The organism is Pseudomonas sp. OV546, assembly GCF_900116845.1.
Taxonomy (GTDB): domain Bacteria; phylum Pseudomonadota; class Gammaproteobacteria; order Pseudomonadales; family Pseudomonadaceae; genus Aquipseudomonas; species Aquipseudomonas petroselini.
This window is the reverse complement of the sequence record NZ_FPCE01000010.1, coordinates 71,994-83,971: the sequence shown is the minus strand read 5'-3', so window position 1 is coordinate 83,971 and position 11,978 is coordinate 71,994. Positions and strand designations below refer to the sequence as shown.

At 63.9% G+C, this 11,978-nt stretch carries 10 protein-coding genes; 4 read left to right on the top strand and 6 right to left on the bottom strand.

Going from position 1 to position 11,978, the window contains the following annotated elements; all coding sequences use genetic code 11:
• Positions 1–86 precede the first annotated feature (86 nt).
• From BM403_RS21765 to BM403_RS21740, 6 genes are read right to left on the bottom strand one after another with little or no spacing between them, the layout of a single operon-like run.
• A complete protein-coding gene (locus BM403_RS21765) occupies positions 87–1,019 on the bottom strand; it encodes a phosphatidate cytidylyltransferase (RefSeq protein ID WP_015886637.1) in 933 nt (310 codons plus the stop codon).
• 1 nt (position 1,020) lies between these two features.
• Complete coding sequence (locus BM403_RS21760) at positions 1,021–1,641, bottom strand: lysophospholipid acyltransferase family protein (protein WP_046035818.1); 621 nt, start codon at positions 1,639–1,641, stop codon at positions 1,021–1,023.
• Between the two features lie 9 nt (positions 1,642–1,650).
• Complete coding sequence (locus tag BM403_RS21755; protein WP_046035817.1) at positions 1,651–2,094, bottom strand: hypothetical protein; 444 nt, start codon at positions 2,092–2,094, stop codon at positions 1,651–1,653.
• Positions 2,084–3,382 (bottom strand): phosphatase PAP2/dual specificity phosphatase family protein, encoded by a 1,299-nt coding sequence (locus BM403_RS21750; RefSeq protein WP_093544767.1) that lies wholly within the window; start codon positions 3,380–3,382, stop codon positions 2,084–2,086. Before BM403_RS21750 ends, BM403_RS21755 begins: the two co-directional genes overlap by 11 nt.
• Positions 3,383–3,384: 2 nt before the next feature.
• Entirely contained in the window at positions 3,385–5,139 is a 1,755-nt protein-coding gene (locus BM403_RS21745) for a bifunctional alpha/beta hydrolase/class I SAM-dependent methyltransferase (protein ID WP_093544764.1), read from the bottom strand.
• Positions 5,140–5,149: 10 nt separating this feature from the next.
• On the bottom strand, positions 5,150–5,773 hold the full coding sequence (locus BM403_RS21740; RefSeq protein WP_015886632.1) for a CDP-alcohol phosphatidyltransferase family protein: 624 nt from the start codon (positions 5,771–5,773) through the stop codon (positions 5,150–5,152).
• A gap of 319 nt (positions 5,774–6,092) precedes the next feature.
• On the opposite strand from BM403_RS21740, the gene hflK (BM403_RS21735) reads away from it, so the two are divergent.
• Genes hflK (BM403_RS21735) through BM403_RS21720 form a run of 4 tightly spaced genes read left to right on the top strand, consistent with a single transcriptional unit; the run spans position 6,093 to position 11,907 of the window.
• Positions 6,093–7,997 (top strand): protease modulator HflK, encoded by a 1,905-nt coding sequence (gene hflK, locus BM403_RS21735; RefSeq protein WP_093544761.1) that lies wholly within the window; start codon positions 6,093–6,095, stop codon positions 7,995–7,997.
• A gap of 12 nt (positions 7,998–8,009) precedes the next feature.
• Positions 8,010–8,993 (top strand): protease modulator HflC, encoded by a 984-nt coding sequence (gene hflC, locus BM403_RS21730; RefSeq protein WP_046035812.1) that lies wholly within the window; start codon positions 8,010–8,012, stop codon positions 8,991–8,993.
• Positions 8,990–10,024 carry a protease modulator HflK gene (gene hflK, locus BM403_RS21725; RefSeq protein ID WP_093544758.1) on the top strand — a complete coding sequence of 345 codons (1,035 nt, stop codon included), beginning with the start codon at positions 8,990–8,992 and terminating at the stop codon, positions 10,022–10,024. Before hflC ends, hflK (BM403_RS21725) begins: the two co-directional genes overlap by 4 nt.
• Positions 10,021–11,907: a cation-translocating P-type ATPase gene (locus BM403_RS21720; RefSeq protein WP_093544755.1), complete on the top strand. Its 1,887-nt coding sequence runs from the start codon at positions 10,021–10,023 to the stop codon at positions 11,905–11,907. Before hflK (BM403_RS21725) ends, BM403_RS21720 begins: the two co-directional genes overlap by 4 nt.
• Positions 11,908–11,978: the final 71 nt, after the last annotated feature.

Here is an 11,978-nt window from a genome sequence, read left to right as displayed (position 1 = left end):
GCTACCACTATGTTGTCTGACACACCGTCATCGGGGGCAAGCCCCCTCCCACATGTTGATCGTCATTTGGCTTTAGAGCGGTGACCTCAGGTCCACCAGTAGCGCACGAGGTGGAAGAAGATGGGCGCGGCGAAGCACACCGAGTCCAGCCGATCCAGCATCCCGCCGTGCCCTTCGATCATATGCCCCCAGTCTTTGACGCCGCGATCGCGCTTGATCGCCGACATCACGATGCCGCCGGCAAACCCGAGCAGGTTGATCAGCAGCGCAATCAAGAACGACTGCCACGGGTTGAACGGTGTGGTCCACCACAGTGCTGCGCCGATCAGGGACGAGAGCAGAATCCCGCCGACGAACCCTTCCACCGTCTTCGAGGGTGACAGGTTGGGTGCGATCTTGTGTTTGCCGAACAGCTTGCCGCACACGTACTGCAGCACGTCGGACAGTTGCACCACGATTACCAGGTAGGCGATCAGCAGCAGGTTGCGGCCCTCGTAGCCGGGGATGTCGAGGGTCAGCAGGGCGGGCACGAAGGACACGCAGAACACCGCGATCATCAGGCCCCACTGCACCTTCGAGGCGCGCTCCAGGAAGTGGGTGCTGTCGCCGCCGAGGGAGGCAAGGATTGGCAGCAGCAGGAACACGTACACCGGGATGAAGATCGAGAACAGCCCGTACCAGTCGGCGTAGATGAGCAGGTATTGCAGCGGCAAGGCCAGGTAGAACGCGGCCACCAGTGCCGGGTAGTCGCTGCGGCGGGTGGGCGTGAGGGTGAGGAATTCGCGCAGGGCGTAGAACGACACCGCGTAGAACAGCAGGATCACTGCGGCGGTGCCGAGCCAGAAGGCGATGCCGATCACCACCACCATCACCCACCAGGCGTTGATGCGGGCATTGAGGTTTTCGACCACCGCGTTGGGCGTGCCACGGGTGCGCAGCTTGAGGATCAGGCCGATCAACGAGGCGAGCACCAGGATCGCGCCGATGCCGCCGAACAACATCAGGGTTTGGCTATCCATGTCAGACATGCTCCGGGGCAAGGGCGAGCAGGGCATCGCGGGTGCGGGCGAGGAAGGCGGCTTTGTCTTCGCCGTCTTCCAATTGCAGCGGCGCGCCGAAGCTGGTGGTGCACAGCAGAGGCAACGGCAACACGCGGCCCTTGGGCATGACCCGGTTGAGATTGGCGATCCACACCGGGATCAATTCGGCCTGTGGGTAACTGTTGGCCAGGTGATACAAGCCGCTTTTGAACGGCAGCAGGCCGTCTTCGAGATTGCGCGTGCCTTCGGGGAAGATGATCAGCGAGTCGCCGCTTTCCAGGGCGTTAAGCATCGGCTGCAACGGGTTATCCCCAGGGTCCTTGCGTTCGCGGTCGATCAACACGCCGTTGAACACGCGGTTGATGATGTAGCGGCGCAAGGCGCTTTTATTCCAGTAATCGCTGCCGGCCACCGGGCGCGTGAATTTGCGCAGGTTCTGCGGCAGTGACGCCCACAGCAACACAAAGTCGCCGTGGCTGCTGTGGTTGGCAAAATAGATGCGTTGCACCGGCACCGGCGCGCACCCCAGCCACAGGCTGCGCGCTCCTGTGACGGTGCGGGCCATAGAGGTAATCAGCGTGGCGACCACGGGTTCGAACATGGGGGTTCCTTATCCGGCGAAAGGCAGCCAAGGGCTGGCGAGGATCACGCCCAGGGTCAGCAGCGCTTGCGCGCCGAGTAGCCAGGCTTGTTTGCGCAACAGTTTGAGCGCGCCGCGACGACGCTCGGTCCAAGGCCGGCCGGCACGCTTGGGCGACTGCAGGCCGAGGGTTTGCAGGGCCTGGTCGAGGTCTGCGGTGCGCTCGATGTCACGGGCCAGCAGGGCGAACAGGTCAGCATCGAAGGCCACGCGCAGCGCCCAGTACTTTTGCAGCAGCCCGAGGATAATCATCCACAGGCTCAGCAGCAGGCAGATCGGCGCGACACTCGCCATCAGCAGTTGCGCCAAGCCGAACAACACGCCGACCAAGGTCAGGCCTGTGGATAACTGATCCAGCGAACGGCCACGTCGCAATAGGCTGGCGACCACCTGGAGTTCCATATCAGCCGGCATGGGGCAAACCCTCCAACGCTTGACGGTGTGCGGGGTGCAGGACCACATCGGCCCGCGCTGTACGAATGATAGTCAGCGCATGCTCTACCGTCGCGGCGCGCCCTGAGTGCAGTAACCAGGCGGCGACGGCCGTTGCGCTGCGTGAGTAGCCGAGGGCGCAGCACACCAGCAAGGGCCCATTGGCGCGCAGCCGCTCGATAGCGTGCGCAGCTTGCAGGCATTCGTCGGGCGTGGGGGCGATCAGGTCCAGCACGGGGATGCATTGATAGGCGCGGCCCTGTGGATTCATCGGCAATTCAGCACAGAGATCGACGATGGCCTTGAAGGGCGACTGCTCGCTTGTCGTAGGAATTCGACCAAGCCAGACGTTATCCACAATCAGGTCGGGTTGTGGATGTTTGCGCGTCCACAGGCGTGAGTTGATCCATGCGGCCGCCAGATACGGCGCATACAGCCAGCGCGCGGCGGGCGTCAGTTGGCCATCGGCGCGTTTCTGGAAACCCGAAGCGCCCAGCGCCCCGTAATTGGCGTTGATCAACGCAAGAGACACCGCCGGCCACAGTATCCACAGCCAACCACCGCCCAACACCAAGGCAAGAATGCCCAGTACCAGAGCACCCAGCCCGTAGCGTATGCCCAACCCCCTGCGCTTGGGGTCCCGCGTTAGCCGCGCGTTCAACAGTGGGTTTGGGTGCTCCACCGGCCAGAGCCACACACATATCCACCCGGCGAGGGCGCCTGTGGGTAAGTCGATAAAGTGATGTTGATAAGTGGTCAGCACCGAAATACCGATCAAGGCGAACCAGCCATGCACCAGCCAACGCCACACGCCTTGGGTATGGCGCTGATACATGACCCACAGGATCACCAGCAGCGCGATATGCAGCGATGGCGCCTGGTTGAACGGTTTATCGAAGCCCGCCAGCACGGCGAACAGCCAGCCGAATACGCCGTCCAGTTCCGGCCGTTCGAAGGTGAAGCGCAACGGCCAGATCAGGAAGCAGCTGACCGCAATGACCTGGGCTGACAGCAGCCGCAGCGCATGCTGTTTCAACTCATGCCGACTATTGGGCAGTAGCAGGGAAAACCCGTAGAGCAGGTCGATGGACCAGTAGGGCACGATGGTCCATGCCCAGAACGGCATATGGGTTTCCCAGCCGAACACCAGCGTGCCGACGTCGCTGCGCTGGCTGGTCACCCACGTGGCAAAGCCGTAAGTGCTGAAAAACAGCGGCGCCAACAGCAGCAGCCAGAGGACCGCTGGTTTCAACAAGCCGGGTTCGCGCATGTTCAGATCTTCTGTGCCAGGGACACGGTGAAAATGCCCCACTCATCCACACGCTGGGTGATCTTGCGGAAACCGGCGGCTTCCACCAGTTGGTCCATTTCCGCCTGGCTGCGCCGGCGCATCACCCAGGCCTGGCCCTGGCGATGGCTGGTCAGCGCCCGGGCGATCAGTTCCAACTGCGGGTGCCACGGTTGGCCGGTGTAGACGAGGTAGCCACCCGGCTCCACGGCTTCGGCCAGTCCGGCCAATGAGCCGCCGACCATGGCGTTATCGGCGAACAATTCATATAACCCGGACACCACCACCAGCGTCGGTTTTGGGTCCAGCGCCGCCAGATCCAGGCGGTCGAACGCATCACCTTTGACGAACTGCGCGATATCCCCAAGGCCTTTCTCACGGATCAGTGCACCACCGTCGCGCACGTTGATGTCGCTGTAGTCGCGTAGCAGGATCGATTCCGGCAGCGGTGACACGCCCTGCAAGGCTTCAAGAATGTAGCGACCGTGGCCGGCAGCGATGTCGACGATGCGCACTTCACGCTGTTCATCCCGCAACGTGGCCATGGCCAGGCGCAGCAGTTCCTCGACGTTCAGCTTGCGTTGGCGGATGCCGCGCCAGCCGATGGAGTTGAGGTAGTTGGTGTCGATCATCCGCCCCAGCCCGCCCTTGCCGGTGGGGGTGTTGCGGTACACGTAGTCCAGGGTGCTGCCGGAGTCGAAACCGGTATCGAAGCCCAGCTTCACCCCGTCCGACAGGTTCTTGCCCAGGCCCATGCTGGCGCGGGTCAGGCGCCAGTACAGGTCGCGCAGGGAATTGCGCGGCAGTGGCGCGGCGAGGGCTTCGGATTCGGCGCAGGTGGCGCCCAGTTTGTCCGCATCCAACAGCGAGGCGCGGTCCAGCGGATGTTCGAAATTCTGCAGGATAAAGCGCCGGGCGCTGTTCACGGCGGTGGCGCGGTCGCGTTCGCCGAGGGTGTCGTGGAAGAAACCGGGGAGGATATGCAGCTCTTTTTTCAGGCTGCCAAGGCGGTCGAAAAATTGCTGCTGGGGTTTGCGATGCACCACAAAGTCCGAGCCCGAAACCAGCAGTTGAGTCGGCACCTGGATCGCCTGGGCATCGGCTACTACCCGGTCAGCCGCTTCATACAGGCCGAGCAGCACATTCACCGAGATCGCCTTGGTGATCAGCGGGTCACTGTCGTAGGAGGCTACGCGTTCCGGGTCATGGCTGAGGAACTTGGCCTTGACGTAGCTGTTGACGAAAAAGTTGCCGCGAAACTTGCGCATCAGCGCCAGGCCCGGCCGCGCGAACGGCACGTACAGCTTGACCTTGAAGGCGGGGGAGGCAAGCACCAACGCGCGGATTTTCGGCGCGTAATCGTGCACCCAGGTCGCAGCAATCACCGCACCGACGCTTTGGGCGATGACAGCTAAGTGCTCTTCCTCGATGCCATAGGTGGTGCCGATGTGGTCGCAAAAGGTCTGCACATCACGGGCGCTGGTGGCGAAGCTGGGGCTGTCACCACGCTCGCCGGGGGACTGGCCGTGACCACGGGCGTCCCAGGCGAAGAAGTCGAACTGCGGCAGGTTCAGTTCATCGACCAGATGGGCGATACGCCCCGAATGCTCATGGCCGCGATGGAACAACACAATCGCCTTGCGTGGCTCACCGTCTGCTGGAGCGGCAGCCGGCCAGTGCCGGTAGAAAAGCTCGACGCCATCATGGGTACTGAAGGTGTGCTCTTGCTGTTCGCGCATCGCAAAATCCTTATGCAGAAGGGGAAGTATCTTGTTGTTCGTTGAGGCCTTGGCGCACCCGATTGAACAGGGTGTAGGCGAGCAGGGCGGCGACCAGCCACATCACCCCGTCGACCCAACCGGCGCCCAGCCAGCCCAGCGCAACGCCGGTGGCCAGTACGCCGAGTACGAAGGCGCGATCACTTTTGCCCATCGGCCCGTCGTAGCGGCGCGATGCACCCACCATCGGCCCCAGCACCCCGGCGTATTCACTGAACACCGCCAGCAACGCCACCAGCAGCACGGGCGCCAGGCTCACACCGGGGATCAGCGCAAACGGCAGGATCAGCGCGCTGTCGGCGATCACATCGCAGAGTTCATTGAGGTAGGCGCCCAGGCGTGACTGCTGGCCGAATTCTCGGGCGAGCATGCCGTCGATGGCGTTGAGGGCCATGCGCAGGATCATCCACAGCGGAATCAGCGCAAACAGCCAGAGGTGTTGGGCGAAGCTGGCGATTAACAGGCCGACCAGCAGGGAAACCACGCCGGCCAGCACGGTGATCTGGTTGGCGGTGGTGCCGTTGTCGTAGAGGCGCTGCACAAGAGGACGCAGCAGGTTTTGAAAGCGCGGCTTGAGCTGATAGATCGAAATCATGGGGGTGACGCTTCCTTGTCCGTGGGCCCGCGAAAAACTGTTTTGGAGTGTGCCGATTAAATGTGGCTTGCACCAGTGATGGCGCGTGTTTATGGGGGTTTAGTCACGATCTTGACGGTGCGGTAGATCAAATGTGGGAGGGGGCTTGCCCCCGATGGCGATGGGCCAGTTGAAACCGGTGTTGGCTGACACACTGCTATCGGGGGCAAGCCCCCTCCCACAGGGTAACGGTGTGCCGCTTAAAGCGAGGTTTTTCGAACAAAAATTTCACGCATCGTGTTATATCGTAACGAATTATGTACAAGCAGGCGTTGAGTGGATGCAAGTGGATCTGGAAGCTGACGGCGCTTCGGTGGAAGGCCTTCCGCGTTTTCAACAGGGGCTGTTCCATGCCCGTCGATTGCGCCAGGCCGGTATCAGCCTGACGGTGCTGGGCGTTGCCGGTTGGGTGTTGGCGCTGTTTGTCGCGCTGTTTGCGCCGCTGTCGATCTGGCCGGTGGTACTGATCAACTGTGCGTCGGCGTTGCTGCTGCTGGTGGCCGGGTTGCAATCGGCGTGGTGGGTGGCCGATTGGCGCGCCCAGGCGTTGGAGGCACCGGCGGTTGAAGTGCAGGTCGAAGACACGGGCCGCTACGCACGCCTGGTTGAGCGTTTTGGCCAACAGATCGGCGCGCCGGTGTTGTGGCTTGGCGGTTGGTCGCTGTTGGCGCTGGTCAGCATTATCGAATTCTGGAACCTGGCGTTACCCGCCGCACCGATCGGTCAATCGGCAAGCATCGGTGCCGCGCTGGCGCTGGCCTTGGCGTTTGGCCTGTTGGTGTTCGAGCGTCGCCTCGCTCAGGAAACCGCCGCGCAATGGCCGGAAGCCTCGCAACTGGCGCAGTTGAGCCGGGTGGCGATCATCTGCCTGGTGGTCAGTGCGGTGTGCCTGCTGTTTGCGGGTGCGGCGTCGGTGTGGCCGTTGCGCCTGGCGGCACTGATCGGCCTGCTGCCGGCATTGGTCGCGCTGGAGTTTCTATTAAGGGCCGTGCTGTCGCTGTTCAGCCCGCGCCAGCCACGGCTCGAGCCCCGCCTGATGGCGCAAAGTTTTATCGCCGGACTGCTGCGTTGGCCGCCGCAACCTTTGCTCGCGTTGCAGCATGAATTGCACAACCGCTTCGGCATCGACCTGCGCCAGATCTGGGCGTTTACCTACATGCGCCGGGCGTTTCTGCCGGTGTTGCTGGTGGTTCTCGCGGTAGGCTGGGCGCTCACCGGTGTGCACGAAGTGCCCCTGCAAGGCCGTGGGATTTATGAGCGCTTCGGTAAACCCGTCGAGGTGTTCGGCCCCGGTCTGCATGCGGGCTTACCGTGGCCGTTGGGGCGTGTCATCAGCGTGGAAAACGGCGTGGTGCATGAGTTGGCCACCAGTGTCAGTGAAGCCGCCGCCCCGGAACTCGCCCCCGCCGAAGGCCCGCCGCCGTTGATTGCCAACCGGTTGTGGGACGCCAGCCATGTGAATGACAAATCCCAAGTGATCGCCAGCAGCAGCGGCGACAAGCAGAGCTTCCAGATCGTCAATATGGATGTGCGCTTCGTCTACCGCATCGGCCTCACCGATCAGGCCGCGCTGGCCGCCACCTACAACAGCGCGGATGTGCCGACCCTGATCCGCAGCACCGCCAGTCGCATCCTAGTGCACGACTTTGCCTCGCGCACCCTTGATGAGTTGCTCGGCGAACAACGCACCCGCCTGGCCGACGAGATCGGCCGCGCCGTGCAGGCGGACCTGCAAACACTCGACAGCGGCGTGGAAATCCTCGCGACCGTGGTCGAGGCGATCCACCCACCGGCCGGTGCCGCCAATGCTTATCACGGCGTGCAAGCCGCGCAGATCGGCGCCCAGGCCCTGATCTCCCGCGAGCGCGGTGCAGCCAGTGAGCAAACCAACCAGGCGCTGCTGCAAGCCAGCACTGCGCGTGATCAGGCCCAGGCCACCGCGCGGGAAGTGAATGCCGGTGCCCAAGCCGCCGACCTGCGTTTCGCCGCCGAACAAAAGGCCTACGCCACGGCCGGGCAGGCGTTCGTGCTGGAGCAATACCTCGGCCAACTCAGCCAAGGCCTGGCCCACGCCAAGCTGCTCATTCTGGATCATCGCCTGGGCGCCGATAGCGCGCCGACGATCGATCTGCGTTCTTTTACCTTGCCGGCCGATCCCTCGGTGCCGCGTAAAGCCGTTCAATAAGGAGTCGGTCTGTTGAGCGCTCATTCTCATGATCACGGTCATCACCATGGCCACCACCATCATCACGGTGACGAACAAGCCGCCGGCCCATTCCCGTGGCGCCGCATGGCCTGGGCGCTGTTGCTGGTGCTGTTTGCGGTCGCCGCCGCCAGCCTGGTGCAAGTGCGGTCCGGCGAGGCCACGGTGATTACCCGCTTCGGCAACCCCTCGCGGGTGCTGCTGGAACCGGGCCTGGGCTGGCGTTGGCCGGCGCCGTTCGAAGCGGCGATCCCGGTGGATCTGCGCCTGCGCACCACTTCCAGCGGTTTGCAGGATGTGGGCACCCGTGATGGCCTGCGCATCATCGTGCAGGCGTACGTGGCGTGGCAGGTACAAGGCGATGCGGACAATGTGCAGCGCTTCATGCGCGCCGTGCAGAACCAGCCGGACGAAGCGGCGCGGCAGATTCGTACCTTCGTGGGTTCGGCGCTGGAAACCACGGCGGCCAGCTTCGACCTGTCGAGCCTGATCAACACCGATGCCAGCCAAGTGCGCATCGCTGATTTCGAAGCGCAGTTGCGCCAGCAGATTGATCAACAATTGCTCACGACCTACGGCGTGCGCGTGGCCCAAATCGGTATCGAACGGCTGACCTTGCCGTCGGTGACCCTCACCGCCACCGTCGACCGCATGCGCGCCGAGCGGGAAACCATCGCCACCGAGCGCACCGCCGTGGGCAAGCGTGAGGCGGCGCAGATCCGCTCCGCTGCCGAGCGCGATGCACGCATCGTGCAGGCGGATGCCACGGTGAAAGCCGCCGATATCGAAGCGCAATCGCGGGTCGAGGCCGCGCAGATCTATGGCCGTGCCTATGCCGGCAACCCGCAGCTGTATAACCTGCTGCGCTCCCTGGATACCCTGGGCACCGTGGTCACGCCGGGCACCAAGATCATCCTGCGCACCGACGCTGCGCCGTTCCGCGCCTTGGTGGACGGGCCGAAGGATGTCCAGCCATGACCGAGCGTGACAGCCCGGACAGCCCATGGATCCAGGCCGGACGCCTGACATTCCTGGCGTTGTACGCGGTGACCGTGCTGGCCGCGCTGGCCTGGGCATTTTCCAATGTGCGCCAGATCGACCCGCAGAACCGTGCGGTGGTCCTGCATTTCGGCGCCCTCGACCGTATCCAGAATGCCGGGCTGTTGCTGGCCTGGCCGCAGCCGTTCGAGCAGGTGGTGCTGTTGCCGGCCGCTGACCGCGTGATCGAGCGCAGGGTGGAGAACCTGCTGCGTTCTGACGCGGCGGTCCAGGCCGACCGCGTGGCCACGTTTGCCACGCCGTTGAGTGATGCATTGGCCGGTTCCGGTTACCTGCTGACCGGCGATGCCGGCGTGGTGCAACTGGATGTGCGGGTGTTTTACAAAGTCACCGAACCTTATGCGTTTGTGCTGCAGGGCGAGCATGTGTTGCCTGCCTTGGATCGACTCGTGACCCGCAGCGCGGTTGCCCTCACGGCGGCGCGGGACCTGGACACGATTTTGGTGGCAAGGCCGGAATTGATCGGTACTGATAACGGCGCTGCTGAACGCCGCGAACGGCTGCGCGGCGACTTGGTGCAAGGCATCAATAAACGCTTGGCGGAGTTGACGTCCACCGGGTTGGGATTGGGTATCCAGGTCACCCGCGTGGATGTGCAATCGAGCCTGCCAGGCCCGGCGGTGAACGCGTTCAATGCGGTGTTGACCGCCAGCCAGCAGGCCGATAAAGCCGTGGCCAATGCCCGTAACGACGCGGAAAAACTCACCCAGACCGCCACTCAGCAGGCCGATCGCCTGGTGCAAGTCGCCCACGCCCAGGCCAGCGAACGCCTGGCCAATGCCCAGGCGCAAACCGCCACGGTCGCCGGCCTGGCCCAGGTAAAAGACCCGGGCCTGATGTTGCGCCTGTACCGCGAGCGCCTGCCGAAGATTCTCGGCCAGGCCGGCTCCGTGACCACGGTCGATCCTAAAGACGACTCCCGCTTGATCATCCAGGGAGCCGAACAATGAGCGCACCTATGCTGACCTCCGCCGAGCAGCGCAGCGCTGCCCGGCAATTGACCCTGGCCATGCTCGCCTTGGGCTTGCTGGTGTTGGGCCTGATATGGCGCTGGCTGGCGCCTGACCAGACCGGCGTGAGCCAATTGCTGCTGGGCGTCGCGTCGCTCTTGGTGGCCGTGCCGGTGATGCGTTCGGCCTGGTACAGCCTGCGGTTCCCCAGCCTGCACGGGATCACCGACCAACTGATCGCCCTGGCCATGCTCGGCGCCTGGGCCACGGGTGATCTGCTGACCGCCGCGCTGCTGCCGATCATCATGATCTTTGGCCATGTGCTGGAAGAGCGCAGCGTGATCGGTTCCCAGGAGGCGATCCATGCCCTGGGCAAACTGACCCGCAGCCATGCGCGGCTGGTGCAGGCTGACGGCAGCATTATCGAAGTGGATAACAGCACGCTGAATACTGGCGATATCGTCGAAGTGCGCGCCGGTGACCGCGTGCCCGCCGACGGTGTGGTGCTATCGGGGCAGGCGAGCCTGGACACCGCGCCGATCACCGGCGAGTCGGTGCCGCTGGAAGCGAGTGTGGGCGTGCAGGTGTTTGGCGGGGCGATCAACCTCGACGGCCTGCTGCGTCTTGAGGTGACCCGCACCGGCAATGAGTCGACCCTGGGCAAAGTCATCGCGCTGATGCAGAACGCCGAGCGCTCCAAGCCGCCGATCACGCGGCTGCTGGAGCGGTATGCCGGCAGCTATATGGTGCTGGTGTTGCTGCTGGCGGCGGTCACCTGGTTTGTGACCAACGACGCCCAGGCGATGCTCGCGGTGCTGGTGGCGGCGTGTCCGTGTGCGTTGGTGCTGTCGGCGCCGGCCACGGCGATTGCCGGGATCGCCGTGGCGGCGCGGCATGGCATCCTGATTCGCAGCTCGGCGTTCCTTGAAGAGCTGGCGGACCTGACCTCGTTGGTGGTCGACAAGACGGGCACCCTGACTTTTGGCACCTTGCGGCTGCACGCCATCGACACCACGGCGCCGGACCGGCAGGTGTTGCTGAACCTGGCGGCCAGCTTGGGCTCCGCCAGCAGCCACCCGGTCAGCCGGGCATTGGCGGGGTTGGCGACGCAGGAACAGATGCTGGCGTTGACGGATATTCGCGAGCGCCAGGGCCTGGGTGTCGTGGCGCAGACCGAGCAGGGTGAAGCGGCCTTGGGGCGGCCGGAGTTGTTCGAGCAACTGGGTATCCTCACCACCGCCGTCCCGAATCACGATGGCCCCATCGCCGGGTTGGCGCTGAACGGGGTGTTTCTCGCTTGGCTGTTGCTGGCCGATAGCGTCAAGCCGGAAGCGCGCCAAGCGCTGCAAGAGCTGCGTGACCTTGGCCTCGGCCGCCAACTGTTGCTCACCGGCGACCGCCAGAGCGTGGCTGACAGCCTGGCGCTGGAGGTGGGCATCAGCGATGTCGAAGCCCAGGCCTTGCCGGAAGACAAGCTCAACCGCGTGCTGGGCGAGATCGGCAGCGGCTTCCGGCCGATGGTGGTAGGGGATGGCATCAACGATTCGCTCGCGCTCAAGGCGGGCGTGGTCGGTGTGGCCATGGGCGCGGGCGGGGCGGATATTGCCTTGGCGTCGGCGGATGTGGTGTTGATCGGCAGCGACCTGCGGCGCCTGGGTACCTGTGTGCGCTTGAGCCGTCAGTGTCGGCAGACGTTGCAGGTCAACGTGATCATCGGCCTGGGCTGGACCTTGGCAATTGTCGTGTTTGCCGCGTTTGGCTGGTTGGGTGCGGCCGGCGCCATGATCGCGGCGGTGCTGCACAACTTCAGCACCTTGCTGGTACTGGGGAATGCCGGGCGTTTGCTGCGCTTTCAGGAGCCACTGTTAAAGCTAGAAGATTAATGTTCAGAAATTTTTGGGGAATGCTGTAACGCCGTTGGGGGACCTCACTCTAGTGGTGTGTCGAGACTGAG

Bases quoted from the DNA above. Each gene is read 5' to 3' on its own strand.
- BM403_RS21765 (WP_015886637.1), bottom strand. From the start codon at position 1,019: ATGGATAGCCAAACCCTGATGTTGTTCGGCGGCATCGGCGCGATCCTG.
- BM403_RS21760 (WP_046035818.1), bottom strand. From the start codon at position 1,641: ATGTTCGAACCCGTGGTCGCCACGCTGATTACCTCTATGGCCCGCACC.
- BM403_RS21755 (WP_046035817.1), bottom strand. From the start codon at position 2,094: ATGCCGGCTGATATGGAACTCCAGGTGGTCGCCAGCCTATTGCGACGT.
- BM403_RS21750 (WP_093544767.1), bottom strand. From the start codon at position 3,382: ATGCGCGAACCCGGCTTGTTGAAACCAGCGGTCCTCTGGCTGCTGCTG.
- BM403_RS21745 (WP_093544764.1), bottom strand. From the start codon at position 5,139: ATGCGCGAACAGCAAGAGCACACCTTCAGTACCCATGATGGCGTCGAG.
- BM403_RS21740 (WP_015886632.1), bottom strand. From the start codon at position 5,773: ATGATTTCGATCTATCAGCTCAAGCCGCGCTTTCAAAACCTGCTGCGT.
- hflK (WP_093544761.1), top strand. From the start codon at position 6,093: ATGCAAGTGGATCTGGAAGCTGACGGCGCTTCGGTGGAAGGCCTTCCG.
- hflK (WP_093544758.1), top strand. From the start codon at position 8,990: ATGACCGAGCGTGACAGCCCGGACAGCCCATGGATCCAGGCCGGACGC.
- BM403_RS21720 (WP_093544755.1), top strand. From the start codon at position 10,021: ATGAGCGCACCTATGCTGACCTCCGCCGAGCAGCGCAGCGCTGCCCGG.